Origin of the sequence: Nocardiopsis ganjiahuensis DSM 45031 (assembly GCF_000341085.1) — a bacterium.
Lineage (GTDB): Bacteria > Actinomycetota > Actinomycetes > Streptosporangiales > Streptosporangiaceae > Nocardiopsis > Nocardiopsis ganjiahuensis.
The window spans coordinates 156,693-173,069 of sequence record NZ_ANBA01000006.1 but is presented as its reverse complement, the minus strand read 5'-3'; the positions used below and the strand labels follow the sequence as shown (position 1 = coordinate 173,069).

16 protein-coding genes and 1 pseudogene are annotated in these 16,377 nt (G+C 70.8%); 4 read left to right on the top strand and 13 right to left on the bottom strand.

Translation table 11 applies throughout. The features are described from left to right. Positions 1-79: 79 nt before the first annotated feature. The gene (purF, locus tag D458_RS0106110) at positions 80-1,576 is read right to left on the bottom strand and encodes an amidophosphoribosyltransferase (RefSeq protein ID WP_017585839.1); all 1,497 of its coding nucleotides are present in this window, start codon (positions 1,574-1,576) and stop codon (positions 80-82) included. 136 nt (positions 1,577-1,712) lie between these two features. Further along, entirely contained in the window at positions 1,713-2,180 is a 468-nt protein-coding gene (locus D458_RS0106105) for a sterol carrier family protein (RefSeq protein WP_017585838.1), read from the bottom strand. 455 nt (positions 2,181-2,635) lie between these two features. Between D458_RS0106105 and D458_RS0106100 the strand changes: the two genes are divergently transcribed. Further along, entirely contained in the window at positions 2,636-3,253 is a 618-nt protein-coding gene (locus D458_RS0106100) for a DUF47 domain-containing protein (RefSeq protein ID WP_017585837.1), read from the top strand. 175 nt (positions 3,254-3,428) lie between these two features. On the opposite strand, the gene D458_RS0106095 is transcribed toward D458_RS0106100, so the two are convergent. After that, a complete protein-coding gene (locus D458_RS0106095; protein WP_017585836.1) occupies positions 3,429-4,979 on the bottom strand; it encodes a PucR family transcriptional regulator in 1,551 nt (516 codons plus the stop codon). Positions 4,980-5,166: 187 nt separating this feature from the next. Here D458_RS0106095 and D458_RS0106090 point away from each other — a divergent pair, with 187 nt between their 5' ends. Next, complete coding sequence (locus D458_RS0106090; protein WP_017585835.1) at positions 5,167-6,423, top strand: NAD(P)/FAD-dependent oxidoreductase; 1,257 nt, start codon at positions 5,167-5,169, stop codon at positions 6,421-6,423. A 98-nt stretch (positions 6,424-6,521) separates the two neighbouring features. Beyond that, the gene (locus D458_RS0106085; RefSeq protein ID WP_017585834.1) at positions 6,522-6,983 is read left to right on the top strand and encodes a GreA/GreB family elongation factor; all 462 of its coding nucleotides are present in this window, start codon (positions 6,522-6,524) and stop codon (positions 6,981-6,983) included. Between the two features lie 49 nt (positions 6,984-7,032). Here the strand turns inward: D458_RS0106085 and D458_RS36030 are convergent, their stop codons facing one another. Continuing rightward, entirely contained in the window at positions 7,033-8,172 is a 1,140-nt protein-coding gene (locus D458_RS36030) for an ICP22 family protein (protein WP_017585833.1), read from the bottom strand. Positions 8,173-8,311: 139 nt separating this feature from the next. On the opposite strand from D458_RS36030, the gene D458_RS0106075 reads away from it, so the two are divergent. After that, complete coding sequence (locus D458_RS0106075; protein ID WP_017585832.1) at positions 8,312-8,725, top strand: PaaI family thioesterase; 414 nt, start codon at positions 8,312-8,314, stop codon at positions 8,723-8,725. A 19-nt stretch (positions 8,726-8,744) separates the two neighbouring features. Here the strand turns inward: D458_RS0106075 and D458_RS0106070 are convergent, their stop codons facing one another. From D458_RS0106070 to D458_RS34755, 9 genes and pseudogenes are all read right to left on the bottom strand, one after another. Then, positions 8,745-9,707: a nucleoside hydrolase gene (locus D458_RS0106070; protein ID WP_017585831.1), complete on the bottom strand. Its 963-nt coding sequence runs from the start codon at positions 9,705-9,707 to the stop codon at positions 8,745-8,747. A 77-nt stretch (positions 9,708-9,784) separates the two neighbouring features. Next, positions 9,785-9,883 (bottom strand): annotated as a pseudogene (locus D458_RS35305) (type I-E CRISPR-associated protein Cas6/Cse3/CasE); the annotation flags it as partial. Between the two features lie 143 nt (positions 9,884-10,026). Beyond that, positions 10,027-10,332, bottom strand: coding sequence for a helix-turn-helix domain-containing protein (locus D458_RS0106065; protein WP_017585830.1), 306 nt, complete (start codon positions 10,330-10,332; stop codon positions 10,027-10,029). Then, the gene (locus D458_RS33035; protein ID WP_051049604.1) at positions 10,329-10,634 is read right to left on the bottom strand and encodes a type II toxin-antitoxin system RelE/ParE family toxin; all 306 of its coding nucleotides are present in this window, start codon (positions 10,632-10,634) and stop codon (positions 10,329-10,331) included. Before D458_RS33035 ends, D458_RS0106065 begins: the two co-directional genes overlap by 4 nt. 257 nt (positions 10,635-10,891) lie before the next feature. Next, positions 10,892-11,671: a phosphate ABC transporter ATP-binding protein PstB gene (gene pstB, locus D458_RS0106055; protein WP_017585828.1), complete on the bottom strand. Its 780-nt coding sequence runs from the start codon at positions 11,669-11,671 to the stop codon at positions 10,892-10,894. Between the two features lie 16 nt (positions 11,672-11,687). Then, the gene (gene pstA / locus D458_RS0106050) at positions 11,688-12,767 is read right to left on the bottom strand and encodes a phosphate ABC transporter permease PstA (RefSeq protein ID WP_017585827.1); all 1,080 of its coding nucleotides are present in this window, start codon (positions 12,765-12,767) and stop codon (positions 11,688-11,690) included. Beyond that, positions 12,764-13,729 (bottom strand): phosphate ABC transporter permease subunit PstC, encoded by a 966-nt coding sequence (gene pstC / locus D458_RS0106045; RefSeq protein ID WP_017585826.1) that lies wholly within the window; start codon positions 13,727-13,729, stop codon positions 12,764-12,766. Before pstC ends, pstA begins: the two co-directional genes overlap by 4 nt. 284 nt (positions 13,730-14,013) lie before the next feature. Then, positions 14,014-14,991, bottom strand: a complete 978-nt coding sequence (mshD, locus tag D458_RS0106040) for a mycothiol synthase (RefSeq protein WP_017585825.1) — start codon at positions 14,989-14,991, stop codon at positions 14,014-14,016. 111 nt (positions 14,992-15,102) lie between these two features. Continuing rightward, positions 15,103-16,179, bottom strand: coding sequence for a hypothetical protein (locus tag D458_RS34755; protein ID WP_026119045.1), 1,077 nt, complete (start codon positions 16,177-16,179; stop codon positions 15,103-15,105). Between the last annotated feature and the right edge of the window lie 198 nt (positions 16,180-16,377).

The following is a 16,377-nucleotide window of genomic DNA, read 5'->3' as shown; positions in this document are numbered from 1 at the left end:
GCCCTCTTCCAGGGCACGCCGGAGGATCCGGAGGGGGTTCCGGGACGCGGCGGACCGCGAACGGCCCGCCGCGTGTCTGTTACTTGTGGCTGGTGGCCAGAGTGGAGCCCTCGGGGGTGCCGCAGGCCTTCTCCAGCAGGTACTTGCCCTGGGAGTCGGCGTCGACCTCCAACGGGTAGACCCCGTCGAAGCAGGCCCGGCACAACTGGTCCTTGGGCTGTTCGGAGGCGGCGATGAGCTCCTCCAGGTCCACGTAGGCCAGCGAGTCCGCGTTGACCGACTCGGCGATCTCGTCCACCGACAGGTTCGCGGCGATGAGCTCGGCGCGGGTGGCGAAGTCGATGCCGTAGTAGCAGGGCCACAGCACGGGCGGGCTGGAGATCCGCACGTGCACCTCTGCGGCGCCGGCGTCACGGAGCATCCGGACCAGTGCCCGCTGGGTGTTGCCGCGCACGATCGAGTCGTCCACGACCACCAGGCGGCGGCCCTCGATGACCTCGCGCAGCGGGTTCAGCTTGAGCCGGATGCCCAGCTGGCGCAGGGTCTGGCTGGGCTGGATGAACGTGCGCCCCACGTAGGAGTTCTTCACCAGCCCCTGGGCGAAGGGGATACCGCTCGCCTCGGCGTAACCCACCGCGGCGGGGGTGCCGGACTCGGGGACCGGGATCACCAGGTCGGCCTCGACCGGGTGCTCCTTGGCCAGGCGGCGGCCGACCTCCACACGGGTGGAGTTCACGTTGCGCCCGTTGATGGTCGTGTCCGGGCGCGCCAGGTAGACGTACTCGAACAGGCAGCCCTTGCGGCGGGCCGGGGCGAAGCGGCGGGAGCGTACCCCGTCGCCGTCGATCACGAGGAGCTCGCCCGGTTCGATCTCGCGGACGACCTTGGCGCCCACGATGTCCAGGGCGGCGGTCTCGCTGGCGACGACCCAGCCGCCGGAACCGGAGGTCTCACCCAGGCGACCGAGCACGAACGGGCGGATGCCCTGCGGGTCGCGCGCGGCGTAGAGGGTGTTCTCGTCCATGAAGACCAGGGAGAACGCGCCCCGCACCTTGGGGAGGAGGTCCAGTGCCGCTTCCTCGAGGGTCTGGCCGTCCTTGGCCCTGGCCGCGAGGAGGTTGGTGAGGACCTCGGTGTCGGTCGTGGCACCGCGGCGCTGGTCGGGCAGCATCGCGGCCAGTTCCGGGGTGTTGATCAGGTTGCCGTTGTGGCCGAGTGCCAGACCTCCCTCACGCGCGGTGTAGAAGGTCGGCTGGGCGTTCTCCCACACCGGTGAACCGGTCGTGGAGTAACGGCAGTGGCCGATCGCGAGGTGGCCTCTCAGGGAGTCGAGCGTCGCCTCGTTGAAGACCTGGGAGACCAGTCCCATGTCCTTGTAGACGACGATCCGCTCCCCATCGCTTGTGGCGATGCCCGCGGATTCCTGCCCGCGGTGCTGGAGCGCGTAGAGACCGAAGTAGGTGAGCTTGCTGACTTCTTCGCCGGGTGCCCAGACCCCGAAAACGCCGCAGGCGTCCTGCGGGCCGCGTTCGAGCGGATCGAGGTCCATGGAGAGCCGGCCGTCGGAGTACGACACAGGCACAGCTTAGCCGCTGGCCGACGGCGGGTCGCCACTCGGGGTCGACGAGACCGCTCACCCGGCCGCTCGTTCAGCCGAACTCCCGGCCAGGTGCGCGGTTGTCCATTCCTCCGGCAACCGGCTGTCTGATCCGTCACGAATTCGGAGGTTTGTCCAGTTGTGGTTCCGGCCACAGAGGAAGGTGGGCGGACAGGTCCGAGCGCACACCGCTCGCCCGCACGCCGTGCTCGCCCACCGCGCTCTCCCATCCGGTCCGGCCGTCGACCAGCCGCAGCCAGGTGAGGGGGTCGGTCTCGACCACTCCGGGCGGGGTCCCGCGGGTGTGCCTGGGCCCCTCGATCACCTGGACCGCCCCGTACGGCGGCACACGCACCTCCAGGCTGTGTCCGGGCACGCGGTCGGCCAGGACCGCCAGGCTGCACCGCACGGCGGCCTTCAGTGCGGGGCGCAGGGGCTCCTGCGCGCGCAGGACCGCCCGCACCGCCGCGGCCACGGCCTCCTCGTCGGTGCCCTCGAAGGCGGGTTCGCCCAGGGCGGAGAGCTGTTCGTCCAGCGCGGTGCGCAGCCGCCGCACGGCGCTCGGGGTCAGGGCTGAAGGCATGGAGGAGATCCTAGGGCGAGAGAATGGCCGGGGCGGGGTCCGCCGAGGCCACGGCTTCGGAGGCCAGGATGATCGGACAGGTGAATGCGGGAGGTACTTGTCATTGCGGAGCAATGGCCCGAAGGTGGACATCGGGGGATCTCGGCGGAGCTGTCCGCCGGTCTCCGTTCGATTGGGTGATTCCCGTCTCATCACTCCGCTGGCCAGCGGGGGCAGGACACGGTAGCGTCCCGAACCGTCCCGGTGTCACCCGAGATTGGGAGGATTGCGAGGGAACCCGCGCCCCGTGGCGTTCCACGCGTTGACACAGACAGATGAACGAGGGGTGACCACAGCCGGACCCGCCTCCCCCCGACGGGGCCGGAACGTGGACAGCCCACGCTGTCGCGCTGAAGCAGCTGGTCAGCGCCCTTAACATCCACCAAGGAAGACCACCGCACCATCGGGAGAACGACGTGCGCCTGCGCTTGCGCCCGCGTGATGACAGCTACTACGAGATGTTCACCGACTCGGCGAACAACCTGGTCATCGGGGCCCGCCTGCTGGTGGAGCTGATGAGCGACGGGGCCGACAGGGAGGCCATCACCGAGAAGATGCGTGCTTGCGAGCACGCCGGTGACGACGCCACCCACGCGATCATGCGCCGACTCAACAAGAGCTCGGCGCCCCCGCTGCACCGTGAGGACATCTACCGCCTCGCCTCCAACCTCGACGACGTCATGGACTCCATGGAAGCCGCCGTCGACCTCATCGGCCTGTACGGGCTGGAGCGGCTGCCCAAGGGCATCATCGACCAGATCGAGGTGCTCGAAAGGGCCGCCGAACTCACCGCCGAGGCCATGCCGCGGCTGCGGTCCATGAAGGACCTCACCCGCTACTGGATCGAGATCAACCAGCTGGAGAACCAGGCCGACCGCATCTACCGCAAGCTCCTCGCGAAGCTGTTCAGCGGCGAGTACGACGCGCTGACCGTGCTCAAGCTCAAGGACGTCATCGAGGAGCTGGAGACCGCCGCCGACGCCTTCGAGCACGTCGCCAACACGGTGGAGACCATCGTCGTCAAGAACAGCTGACTGTCTTCGTTTCGCACCTCCGCTTCGCGTGCGGTCCCTCCCGCTCACGGACGCCTTCGGCGCAGTCCTCGCCCTGTGGTTCCCCGCCGGCGGCTCGACTCGTCCTGCCCTGTGTCGCAGGAGACCGGCCTCCCGGTACCCGAACGAAAACCCCCTGGGGCCGAGCTTCGGGGGGTCACTCCCCAGGGACGTAGGCCTCCAGGGCGATGGCCAGGGCGAGCCGCATCCTCGGCTGGTCCAGGCCGAGCGGGGCCACCTCGGCCATCCTCCGCACCCGGTGACGCACGGTGTTGGGGTGCACCCCCAGTTCAGCCGCGGCCGCGTTGGGGTCGCCCTGGGCCCGGAGCCAGGCGCGCAGGGTTCGCGCGTAGTGGGTGCCGTGCTCGGCGTCGTGCCGGGTGAGGTCGGCGACCGGGCCGTCGGCGGGGCGGCGCCCGGAGGCCGAGGCCATCCGCAGGCGGTGGATGAGCACGTCGTCCCAGGACTCGTCGTAGGCCACCGCGGCTCCCTCGGGGCGGGCGGCGTGCAGGGTGAGGCTCTCGTCGGCCTCGCGGCGGCTCGCGGAGAGCCCGGCCAGGTCCGCCGGGGCGCCGATCCCCGCGTTGACCACCACGTGTCCGGGCAGCGCCCGAGCGGTCTCCGTCACCCACTCCCGGGCCGGGGAGGGGTCCGCCCCACAGGGCAGGACCGTGTAGACCGTGCTGCCGAAGACGGTGCTCCGTCCCGGGCGTGACCAGCCGAAACCGGTGGTGGCCCGCTCGAACGCCATCAGGGTCGCGGAGTGGCGCTCGTCGGGCGTGTGCGCCTGGAGGGCGACCACCCGGTGCGGGGTTGCGGCCAGGCCCAGGCGTCCGGCGGCCTCGGTCGGGTCCATCGCGCCTTCCAGCAGGCGGCTCACCAGATCGGACTCCACCTGGCGTTCCAGGTCCGCGCTGACCCGTGTGCGCAGCAGGTGCAGCGCGACGGTGCGGGCGCCCTCGGTCAGCAGTGCCGAGCGCTCGGCGTCCAGCGGCCGGTCGCAGACGGCCCAGAGCGACCCCATGAACTCGCGGCCGACGCGCACGGCCACGGCGGTGCGACCGGACAGCCCGAGCTCCGGTTCCGGCGGTACGAACACCGGCTCGGCGGACGAGGCCAGGTGCGCGATGGCCCCGGAGGCCTCCAGGTGGCGCTGGAGCGCCTCGGGCACCCCGCGCCCCAGGATGGTGTCCCAACGGGCCTGGTCGGCCTCTGCCTGGCGGTCCGAGTAGGCCAGCACGCGCAGGCGCGGGTCCTCGATGGCCACCGGCCCGCCGACCCGGGCGGCGATCGTGTCCGCCAGCGCCGGCAGGTCCGCCGGCCCTCTGCCCGCCTCGGTCTCGCCGCCCTCCAGCACCAGCCCGTAGACCACCCCGGCGACCTGCCCCCAGGACACCGACGGGTCCACGGTCAGCAGCGCGATCCCCGCGCTCCCGGCCCGTGCCGCGGCCTCCCCGTGCGGGTCCACACCGCCCTCGCGCGCGGTCCGCACCACGACCGCCAGGGAGCGGGACCGCTCGGCGAGCCCGACAGCCGCCAGGGGGTCCTGGACGCCCACCGCGAGGAGGACGTCGGCCTCCTCCGGCTCCGGGTCGGCGGCGTCGTGCACGGCCACGCCGCGCAACACCGTGTCCGGGGCCGGGCGCGGGCCGACCAGCCGGGTGCCGTACGTGCCGAGGATGGTGACCAACCGGTCCAGCAAGACCATCAAGACCCCTCATTCGTCCGCCGGACCGGATCGCTCGTGCTGGTCGGCCCCTTCGCGTTGTCGGAACTGAACACGAGCGTACGCCGAGATTGTCCCAGCAGGACAAAGGCCGGCGTGTGCTCCCGGGAGAGACTCTGGACAGGTGCGGCCTCGCACCTGTCACCGAGCACGCACAGGAGAACTCGCCATGTCCGGGAAGGGCGCGGGCGCACCGCGCACCGTCATCGTCGTCGGGGCCGGGATCGTCGGTCTGTCGACCGCCTGGTTCCTCCAGAAGTACGGGGTCGGAGTCACCGTGGTCGAACGCGACACGGTGGCCTCGGGCTCGTCCTGGGGCAACGCGGGCTGGATCTCACCCGGTCTGGCCATCCCGCTGAACGAGCCGGGGGTTCTCGGCAACGGCATCAGGGCGATGCTCGACCCGCTGGCCCCGCTGTCCGTGCCGCCCACCACGGACACGGGCCTCCTGTACTTCCTGGCGTCGTTCGCCCTGAACTCCAGACAGGGGCCCTGGGAGCGGGCGCTGCGCGGCAACGTCCCGCTCAGCTCGGCCTGCCTGGACGCCTTCGAGGAGCTCACCGAGGGCGGGGTGGCCGCCAAGGTCGAGCCGTCCCCGATCACCGCGCTCTTCACCGCGAAGAAGCACGCCGCCCGACTGGTGATGGAACTGGACACCGCACGCGAGGCCGGGCTGCCGCTGACCTACACCGCGCTGGAGGGCGAGGCGGCGCGCGACGGGGTCCCGATCGCCTCGAACGCGGTGCGGGCCGGGGTGCGGATCGACGGGCAGAGCCACGTCAACCCCGGTGTGTACACACACGCCCTCGCGGACTCCGTGCGCGAACGCGGCGGAAGCGTGGTCGAGAAGTTCAGAGTGACCAGGGTCGAGGCCCGCGACGGCGGGTTCCGGCTGCACTCGGCGCACGGCGAGACGGAGTCGGCGGACGCGGTCGTGGTGGCCACGGGGGCCTGGCTCGGCCGCCAGTCCCGGCCCTGGGGCGTCAACGTGCCGCTGCGCGCCGGGCGCGGTTACAGCTTCACGGTTCCCGCGGACCGACCCGTGTCCGGTCCGGTCTACCTGCCCGAGGTGCGGGTGGCCTGCACACCGCACGGCGAGGGGCTGCGGGTCGCCGGAACCATGGAGTTCCGCGGTATCGACGCACCCTTCCGGGCCGAGCGGGTCCGGGCGATCACGGGTTCGGCCGCGCCCTACCTGGACGGCGTGGACCTGAACCGGCGCACCGACGAGTGGGTGGGTTCCAGACCCGTCACCTCGGACGGCCTTCCGCTGGTCGGCCCCACACGCGTCCCGGGACTGTACGTGGCGGGCGGGCACGGCATGTGGGGTCTGACCCACGGCCCGATCACCGGCCGCCTGCTGGCCCGGGCGGTCGCCACCGGCACCCTGCCCCCGGCCCTGCGCCCCATGGACCCGACCCGCTGACGCACCGCTCTCCGAGGCCCGGCCCCGGAGAGCCCGACCGCAGATCCGGTCCGCGCCCCGCCGAACCCCGGCGGGGCGCCTTCGTACAAGGAGACACCATGACCAACCGCACCTGGCTGACCCCGGGCACCCACGAACGGCTCACCGCAGAACTGGCCGTCCTCACCGGCACGGCCGACTACGAGACGAGAGCGGCCCACGGCTTCCCCGTCATCGAGGACAAGGACGCCAGGGAGGCCCGCGTCAACCGCATCCAGGAGATCCTCAAGGACGCCGTCATCGGCGAGGCCCCGCCGGACGACGGCGTCGCCGAACCCGGCATGGTCGTCACCGTCCGCTACGGAACCGACCCCGAGACCGAGACCTTCCTGCTGGGCGTGCGCGACCGCGCCGACTCCGACGGGGTCCCGGTCTGCTCACCGGAGTCGCCTCTGGGCCGGGCGCTGATCGGCGCCGTGCAGGGGGAGGAGCGCACCTACACGGCGCCCAACGGGCGGACCCTGAGCGTCAGCCTGGTGCGCGCCGTGCCGTACGGCACCGTGGCCGCCGAGGTCCCCTGAGGCGATCCGGGTCCGGGGCCGCGCGCATCGGGTGCGGTCCCGGACCGGTTCAGCCGACCTGGCCCTCGAAGACCAGGACCGGGTAGAGGTTCCGGCCCTCCTCGTCGATGAACTGCAGGGTCCACTGCAGCGTCGGGTCGTCCTCGTCCGCCCAGCAGTCCTCGTCCCACGCGCCCGCCTGGTCGGGGGCCAGGGTCATGGGCGGGTCGAGCGCCTCACCCAGGAGCGGGGCCGAGGACAGCGTGAGGGGAGCGCCCACGGAGCAGTCGGTGATGACCGAACCCGTGTGGAGGTCGTCCCCGGTGCCGTTGGTGATCTCGACGGTCCACGCGTAGTAGTCGTCGCCCTCGTCCTCGGGCTCCTCGGAGGACTCCTCTTCGGACTCCTCGACGGGGTCCTCGGCGGGGTCCTCGTCGACGGGCTCGTCCTCGGTCGGATCGTCCTCGGTCGGGTCGTCCTCCACGGGATCGGTGTCCTCGGCCGGCTCGTCCCCCTCGTCCTCCATGGCGGGTTCGTCGGAGGGATCGCCGTCCTGCGGTTCCTCGGCGGGGTCCTCGTCAAGGGGCTCGTCCACCTCCTCCGAGGACTCCTCGCCGCCGGTTTCCTGGTCACCGGAGTCCTCGGTCTCCTCGCCGGCGGGGTCGTCGCCGGGCTCGGTGCCGTCCTCGGTGCCGGTGCCGGAGCGGTCGACCTCGCCCGGTTCGGTGCGCCGCTCCACGGGACCCATGGTGACGGTGAAGCCGTCCTCGAAGCGGTGGCTGTCGCCCAGCGCCAGCAGGACGGGCTCGTCGTTAGGCGCGCCCTCATCCTGCCCCTCGACCCCGTCAGTACCGTCTTCCCCGTCGGTACCGTCGGCCCCGTTCTCGCCGTCCGCCCCGTCGGTACCGTCAGTTCCGTCTTCCCCGTCCGCCGCAGGTGCCGGCGACGCCGGGTCGTCCGTGTCGGAGCCCCCGCCCCCACCGGAGCCCCCGTCGCCTCCGGATCCGCCACCACCTCCGGATCCGCCCGAGCCCCCTCCGCCGCCAGAACCCCCGGAGCCCCCGTCTGAGTCGGAGTCGTCACCGGACGACCCGGGTTCCTCACTGGTCTGCTGCCCGTCACCGGTGGGTGTGAGGAACGTGGGTCCGCAGGCGCATCCGGGAACGACGAGCAGGATTGCGGCGGCTGAGGCCGCTGTGGAAGTACGCACGATCTTCCCCCTTCACTGAGAGGGACGCTAGGCGCCAAAACACCACATTTGGGTCAACTGGCCACAGGTGGACGAACCTGTCCGGAGAGGCAACCGAACCGGGTCCTAGGGTGGCGGTACCGATCGTAGGAGGATCCCCGTGGCCGAAGAGATCACCCCGGAGCTCGCCGAACTCGTCCTGGACGCCCAGCCCTTCAGCAGGCTGGTCCGGGCCAGGGTCGCCGTCTTCGAGCCCGGCAGGGCCGTCCTGGAGGTCGAGGTCCGCGACGAGCTCCTCCAGCAGAACGGCTTCCTGCACGGCGGCGTGCTCTCCTACGCGGCGGACAACGCGCTCACCTTCGCGGGGGGCACCGTGCTGGGGGCGTCGGTGCTCACCAGCGGCTTCTCCATCGAGTACCTGCGCCCCGGCAGGGGCAGCCTGCTCAGCGCCCGCGCCCACGTCCTCGAGTCCACACGCCGACGCGCCGTGTGCCGCTGCGACCTCGTGATGGTCGACGACGGCTCGGAGAGGATCGTGGCCGCCGCCCAGGGCACCATCGCGCTGGTCGGATGAGCGGGGGCCGCTCCCTGCCTCACAAGCCGCTGACGGCCCTCGGCGGATCGGTGTCGCGGGACAGCAGCTCCAGCACGTAGTCGAAGAAGCCCTCCGCGTCGATCTCCTCGACCACGCGGGCGTTCGGCTCCAGCCCGTGCACGCCCCAGGACATCGCCGAGTAACCGCGGGTCAGCTCCCCGGCGGTCTCCACGTCCACGTGGTAGCGCGAAGCCGCGCGAACGAGCTCGGGGTGGAGCAGCACCGCGGCGGTCAGGGAGTCGGGGTGGGTGGTGCCGTCGATGCCGACGCTGCGGTCGAACTCCAGGGTCGGGCCGCAGATCCTCGTGAAGAACCGGGCCAGCGGGGTGCCCAGGGCGGCGATCCGGTCCAGCCGGTCCTGCCCGAACACGGCCTGCTTCAGGGTGAGCGGGTCCCAGGGCACCACGGTGATGTCGAACCCGGCGGCGAACACCGCCTTGGCGGCCTCGGGGTCCACGTAGAAGTTGAACTCGGCGGCGGCCGTGATGTTGCCGCGCCCGTTGTTCGACCCGCCCATCACGTACAGCGTCTTCACGTTGCCCGCGAAAGCCGGGTCCTTGATCACCGCGGCGGCGATGTTGGTCAGGGGACCGATCGCCACGACGGACAGCTCACCGGGGCTCTCGGCGGCCATCCGCACCAGGGCGTCCACGGCGTGCTCGCCGCGGGCCTCCAGTCCGTCCTGGTCCATCCGCAGCCCGCCGGACCCGTCACCGTGCACGTTCTCGGCGCTCACCCACTCCCGCACGAGCGGACGGCGCGAGCCGAGGTACACGGGCACGTCGCGCCCGCCGGCGGCGTTCAGCGTCATGAACGCGTTGCGGACCTGCTGGTCGAAGCCCACGTTCCCGGCGACCATGGTGATCGCCCGCAGGTCGGCCGCGGGGTCCAGGAGGCCCACCAACAGCGCCACGCAGTCGTCCTGCGCGGTGTCGGTGTCGATCACCAGGGGAACGGCCATGGGTGAGTCCTTCCACGGGGCGGGCCAAGAGCCCGGATTCCGGGCACCGTGTGTCTATCAGCCCTGGTCCCGGCTGTCTAACCTGCCCTGCGCACCGGGGCGAGGCTGAGCAGACCACACCCGTAGGCCTTGGCCCTTCCGATCCCGGTGCTCAGCGCGGCGCGGAACGCCTCGGGGCCCGATCAACGGGACCCCCTCAGGAAAACACAGGGCTGTGACAGAACGGATCTGCGCGCAATCGTTCCGTGCGCAGCCGCCCCTGCCAGGACTGAAGAGATGGCCTGTTCGAGGACGCAGGCCTTCGGCCGAAGCAATGTGCTCAGGCCGCGTTCGGAGACTCCAGCCGCACGTTCAGTACCAGTCCCAACGCCTCGGCGAGCCGCTCCAGTGTTGTCAGCGTCGGCTGCGTGCCACCGTGCTCGAACCTGGCGATGCTGGACTGCGGCATCCCGCACCGGCGCCCCAACTCCGCTTGTGACCAGCCGAGCTCCTCCCGCCGGAGCCTGACCGCCTCGCCCAACTCGAACCGCAGCCGCGTCTGCTCGTAGGCCTCCTGGACCTCGGGCTGTCCGAAGCGTTCGGAGGTTCTGAGCTCGGCAAGTGTCACACGATCAGGGATGCTCACGCTTCCTCCTCGTCGGCGGTGTGGCCCGCCTGCACACACATTTCCATCGCGCGCTTGGCCCGCCGGACCTCGGCGGATTCGCGGCGACTGGTCTTGTAGAACACGGTCAACATGATGATGCGTCGTGCACCGGTGATGAAGTAGGAGATACGCACCTGTCGGCCACCACAGTAGAACCGTAGCTCTCGAAGCCTGCCATCAAGCTGGCTTGTGTACGGGAAGCCGAGGTTCACGCCTCGAGACTCCAGGAGGTCCAGGTGGAAAAGCGCCTGAGCCCACTCTTCTTCGGAGAGTCCTGTCAGCCAGGCGTTGACTTCCGTCTCTAGTTCGACCTTACCTCAGGGCATAGCATTGATGCTATAGATCGAGGTGTGGCTACGTGGGCTGTTTCAGGAAGCCGGAGTGAGTCGCTCTGTGGTCTGGGACAGGTTGTCGCGGTTGTCCGTAGGGCGTGATGCCCGGGGAGCCGCAACGGGGTGGCCACGAGGCCCCTCAACGCACAAGGGGGCCCTCTGCGGGACCCCCTCGGGGAAGCGTGGAACTGCGACGGAGGCCCGGTCTACCCGAAGCGCCCGGTGATGTAGTTCTCCGTGTCCTTCTTCTGCGGACGGGTGAAGATCTGGTTGGTCTCGCCCATCTCGATCAGCTTGCCGGGCTTGCCGGGGGCCGACAGGTTGAAGAAGGCGGTCCGGTCGGAGACGCGGGCGGCCTGCTGCATGTTGTGGGTGACGATCACGATCGTGTAGTCCTCCTTCAGCTTGTGAATGAGGTCCTCGATCGCCAGCGTCGAGATGGGGTCCAGGGCGGAGCAGGGCTCGTCCATGAGCAGGACGGACGGCTTGACCGCGGTGGCGCGGGCGATGCACAGGCGCTGCTGCTGGCCGCCGGACAGGCCCGAACCGGGCTTGTTCAGCCGGTCCTTGACCTCTTCCCAGAGGTTGGCGCCGCGCAGCGACTCCTCGACCAGGGTGTCGGCCTCGTCCTTGCTCATCCGCTTGTTGTTGAGCTTGGCCCCGGCGATCACGTTGTCGTAGATCGACATGGTGGGGAACGGGTTGGCCTTCTGGAAGACCATGCCGATCTCGCTGCGGACCATCACCGGGTCGACCTCGCGGCCGTAGATGTCGAGGTCGTCGAGGAGGACCTTGCCCTCGGCGCGGGCGCCGGGGGTGACCTCGTGCATCCGGTTGAGGGTGCGCAGGAAGGTCGACTTGCCGCAGCCGGAGGAGCCGATGAACGCCGTCACGGAGCGGGGTTCGATGGTCATGGACACGTCCTCTACCGCGAGGAAGTCGCTGTAGTAGACGTGCAGTCCGGAGACGTCGATTCGTTTCGCCACAGGGATGTTCCTCGTGTTAGCGGGACTTGGGTGCGAAGAGGCGGCCGATCACACGGGCCAGGACGAACAGCAGCATGACCGTCAGTACCAGCGTCAGCGCCGCGGCCCAGGCCCTCTCGTAGTTGACAGCCCCACCCATGCGGAACTGCGAGTAGATGAACACCGGAAGGCTCATCATCTGCCCGTCGAACAGGTTCCAGTTGATGGACACCGCCGAAGATCCCGCGGTGAGGACCAGCGGCGCCGTCTCTCCGATAACGCGCGCGATGGCGAGCATGATTCCGGTGGTCAGACCGGCGGCCGAGGTGGGGAGCACCACCTTGGTGATCGTGCGCCACTTGGGCACGCCCAGGGCGTAGGAGGCCTCGCGCAGGTCGCGGGGGACCAGGCGCAGCATCTCCTCGCTGGAGCGGACCACGACCGGGATCATCAGCACGGCCAGGGAGATCGCGCCCGCCGCGCCGTTGGTCTTGCCCGGGCCGAAGAGCATCATCCACAGCGCCACCACGAACAGGCCGGCGACGATGGAGGGGATGCCCGTCATGACGTCCACGAAGAACGTGATGACCTTCTTCAGCCGGCCCTGGGCGTACTCGACCAGGTAGACGGCGGTCATGACACCGATCGGCACCGAGATCAGCGTGGCCATGCCGGTGATCGCCAGGGTGCCGACGATCGCGTGGAAGACGCCGCCCGCGTCCATGCTCGGCAGGACGCCGTTCATCGACACGCTCAGGAAGTACCCGTCGAAGCGGTCGAGGCCGTAGCCGGCCACCGTGTACAGCAGCGACACCAGCGGTGCCATCGCCAGCAGGAACGCCGAGTAGACCAGCGAGGTGACCAGGCGGTCCATGGCCCTGCGGCGGCCCTCGACCCGCACCGAGGCGGTCACGACGATGACCACGTAGGAGACGGCGGTCAGCAGGGCCCACAGGATCACGCCGAAGGAGGAGAAGGCGGCCAGCACACCCGCGACCACCATGGCGCAGGCGACCAGCAGGAGCGCGGGGAAGCGGTTCGGCAGGGCGCCGGAGCGCAGGTCGTTCTCGGTCGGACCCGTCTCGGGGGCGGGAGGCTGCGTGGTCGTCATGCTCATGCGGACTCCTTGTTGCCCCGTGCCACGACGTAGCGGGCGCCCATGTTGACGGCCAGGGTGATCGCGAACAGGACCAGGCCGGCGGCGATCAGCGCGGAGACGCCGTAGCCGGTGGCCTCGGGGTACTGGAGCGCGATGTGCGCGGCGATGGTCTGGTTGCCGCTCTGCAGCAGGTTGAAGGAGATCGCCAGGGACGGGGAGAGGATCATGGCGACCGCCATGGTCTCGCCCAGCGCGCGGCCCATGCCGAGCATGGCGCCGCCGACGATCCCGGACTTGCCGAAGGGCAGGACGGCGAGGCGGATCATCTCCCAGCGGGTGGCGCCCATGGCGAGCGCGGCCTCACGGTGGCCCTGCGGGACCTGGTGGAACACGTCGCGGGACATCGCGGTGATGATCGGCAGGATCATGACGGCCAGGACGATCCCCGCGGTGAGCAGGGTCCGGGCGGAGGTGGAGGCGGGGCCCGCGAAGAGCGGGATCCAGCCCAGGTACTCGGTCATGCCCTCGTAGACCGGCACCAGCTCCGGGGCCAGGACCATCATGCCCCAGAGGCCGTAGACCACACTGGGGATCGCGGCGAGCAGGTCGACCAGGTAGCCGAGCGTCGTGGCGAGCTTCCGCGGCGCGTAGTAGACGATGAACAGCGCGATGCCGATCGCCACCGGGGTGGCCAGCAGGAGCGCGATCGCCGCGGCCATGACGGTGCCGAAGGCCAGCGCGGCCACACCGAACGACGGGTTCTCCCGGACGTTGGCGTCCCACGACTGGTCGGTCAGGAAGTTCGAGGTGTTGGCCATCAGCGACGGCCAGGCCTGGACCAGCAGGAAGGCGGCCACACCCGCGAGGATCATCAGGATCAGGAGTCCCGATCCCCGGGCGAGCCCGGCGAAAACGACATCGCCGATCCGGCGCTTGCCCGTGGGCGGCGGGGCCGCCTTGGGCGCGTCCGTGGTCGTCATGGATTCTCCGGTTCGGAAAAGGTTGCGGGGCTGGTCGCTCGGTCCTCGTCCCACCGGGACGGCCGTGAACCACGCGATGGATGACCGCCGTGTCACGGTCAACGCGCGGACAACAGCCAAACCGCGCCGAATGCGAAGGTAGGCGTAGGAGGTGACCAGTTGTCCCAGAGAAGGTGAACGGGAGGTGAACGGGGTGTCGCACTCCCGTGGCGCAAAGGGGTTCGGTCGGTGAATGTGACGAGCCGCACGTCAAACGGGCGCCCGAAGGCGGCCCGTTGCGGTCGTCAGGCCCGGTCGTCGGCCGGGGCGAACATCACGTCCGTGTCCCACATGGAGAACCCGAGGGACTCGTACAGGCGCACCGCGGCCTCGTTGTCACCGTCCACGTACAGGTGCACCCAGGGCAGCCCGGCGTCGCGCAGGTGGACCAGGCCGGCCAGCGTCAGCGCGCGGCCCAGCCCGCTGCCCTGCCAGGCGGGGTCCACACCCACCACGTAGACCTCGCCGACGGTCTCGTCGTCGCTGAGCCCCGCGCCGTCGGCGTGGGTCTTGGTCCAGTGGTAGGCGGCGATGGAACCGCTGTTGGTGGCGGCCACGAAGAAGCCCCGGGGGTCGAACCAGTCCTCGACCTCCCGCTGGAGCAGGTCGTCCAGGGTCAGGGCGCCCTGCTCGGGGTGGTCGGCGAAGGCGCGCGCGTTCGCGTCCAGCCACGCCTGCTCGTCCTGGCCCACCACGAAGGGACGGATGCGGACCTTCTCGGCCACCTCGGGACGCAGCTCGGGTCCGGGGAGCTCCGGCGCGGTCCACGGACCGCCGGGCACCTCGGGTCCGAGGTCGCGCAGGGGCATGCGCATCTTGTGCAGCTCGCGGACGGGGACCCACCCGTCGGCCGCCGCCACCGAGACCGCTCCGGGGGTCCGGCCGTGCGCCCACACCCGCACCCCGTCCGGACCGGCGTCGTCCCGGACCGAGCGCAGCAGGGCGGAGCCGTGTCCGGCGCGGCGGTGCGCGGGGTCGACCACGACCTCGCCGGCGTCGGGTTCACCCTCGACCCGTTCCACGAAGGCGAAGCCCACGACGCGGCCGTCGTCGGAGACCACGTGGAAGCGGCTGCTCCCGGAGGGCGCGCCGTGTCTGATCCGGAGCAGGGTGTGCTCGGACAGGGCGGCGATACCGTCGGCGGCGCGCGCGGCCTCGGCCAGGGCCAGTACGGGCTCGGCCAGTTCCGGGGCGAGGTTGTCGGTGACTAGCGGGGTGCTCATGAGTCTGGATCCTAGATCCTGCGGGCCCCAACCCTGGCTTCGACTCCCTCGTGGCACCGCATCGCCCCGGCACCCGGAGTGTTCCGGGCGCCGGGGCGGCGACGTCGCGGGTCAGCCCTTGCGGCGCTTGCCCTGGTATCCGCTGCCGATCCGCACCCGGCGGGTGGGGGCCAGCGGGGTGGCCAGCAGCAGCGCCAGCAGGAACGCGGCGAGCAGGACGGCCGGGGCGATCGAGGGCCCCATGTCCGAGTGGTCCGCGGCGACCTCGGTCTCCGCGTCCTCGTCCGAGGTGGGGGTGACCAGCGGCAGGTCGGCCAGGTCCTCGGCGGAACCCGGGGCGAGGTCGGGCAGGTCCGCCTCGTTCCGGGGGAGCGTGGGGATGTCCGCGCTGCTGGTGGGCGCGCTGCTCACGTTCGAGCGCGGTGTCCGGTCGGGGGTGTTGGACGGGGTCCGGCTGTTGCCGGAGCCGCCGCCTGTGCTGTTGGAGGGAGTCCGGTTGTCACCGGAGCCGCCGCCGGAGCCGCCGCCTGAGTCACCCCCGGTGTCGCCTCCGGAGCCGCCGTCGGTGCTTTCCTCGGTGGCAGGGGTCGACGGGGACGGTGTGTTCGTCGGAGTACCGGTGGGGGAGGGCGAGGGGGGCCTCGTCGGCGACGGACTCGGGGTCTTGGTCGGCGACGGAGACGGCTCCTCGGTGGGCGTCTCGGACGGCGTGGGGGAGGGCTCGGGCTCGGTGGCCGTCACGGTCCAGGTGCCCGACCGGGCGATCTGGACCGACTCGGGGTCGATGTCCGCGCAGACGCCGTCGGCAGGGGCCGCCGCGTACTCGAGGGTCGCGGTCACCACGGTGACGTCCTGGGTGGGTGAGCCCGAGACGGCGCTGGTGCTCGGCGCGCCCGGAGCGATCAGGCTGGCGGTGGGAGCACCGGCAGGAAAGTCGGAGGCGTCGGTCTGCAGGTCGATCAGGCAGATGTTGAGGCCGCCGATGTTCTTCACGGTGAGCGTGTTGGACACGGCCTCTCCGCCCAGTTGCGCGGTGTCCGCGGAGCTCGCGAAGGAGATTTCGGCCGAAGCGATCGGGTCGGCGTGCGCGGGGGCCATCACGGCGATGAGCGTCGAGCCGACGAAGGCCGCGCCGATGACGCTGCTTAGGCGGGGTCTGTAGGGGGCGTGGGTAGCGGGGGTCGGCATCGGTGCGATCTCACTCCTCCGGGGGCGCGCCATTGCGGCTCTGGCCGCACCCGGCCGCGGGACTCCGCCACGCCTGCCATGCCCCGACTGTCGGGTGCCCCACCGATCTTAGGGCGTGTGACCGCTGAGTACGAGTGCGTGCACCGTGGTTTCGGGAGCGGCCTCGCGAAGGGGGCGCAAAAGGACTCCGGGGCGCCT

What these genes read in the sequence shown, in the direction of transcription:
- D458_RS0106105 (WP_017585838.1), bottom strand. Translation starts at nt 2,180, where the DNA reads ATGCCTTCAGCCCTGACCCCGAGCGCCGTGCGGCGGCTGCGCACCGCG.
- D458_RS0106095 (WP_017585836.1), bottom strand. Translation starts at nt 4,979, where the DNA reads ATGGTCTTGCTGGACCGGTTGGTCACCATCCTCGGCACGTACGGCACC.
- D458_RS0106090 (WP_017585835.1), top strand. Translation starts at nt 5,167, where the DNA reads ATGTCCGGGAAGGGCGCGGGCGCACCGCGCACCGTCATCGTCGTCGGG.
- D458_RS0106085 (WP_017585834.1), top strand. Translation starts at nt 6,522, where the DNA reads ATGACCAACCGCACCTGGCTGACCCCGGGCACCCACGAACGGCTCACC.
- D458_RS0106070 (WP_017585831.1), bottom strand. Translation starts at nt 9,707, where the DNA reads ATGGCCGTTCCCCTGGTGATCGACACCGACACCGCGCAGGACGACTGC.
- pstA (WP_017585827.1), bottom strand. Translation starts at nt 12,767, where the DNA reads ATGAGCATGACGACCACGCAGCCTCCCGCCCCCGAGACGGGTCCGACC.
- pstC (WP_017585826.1), bottom strand. Translation starts at nt 13,729, where the DNA reads ATGACGACCACGGACGCGCCCAAGGCGGCCCCGCCGCCCACGGGCAAG.
- mshD (WP_017585825.1), bottom strand. Translation starts at nt 14,991, where the DNA reads ATGAGCACCCCGCTAGTCACCGACAACCTCGCCCCGGAACTGGCCGAG.
- D458_RS34755 (WP_026119045.1), bottom strand. Translation starts at nt 16,179, where the DNA reads ATGCCGACCCCCGCTACCCACGCCCCCTACAGACCCCGCCTAAGCAGC.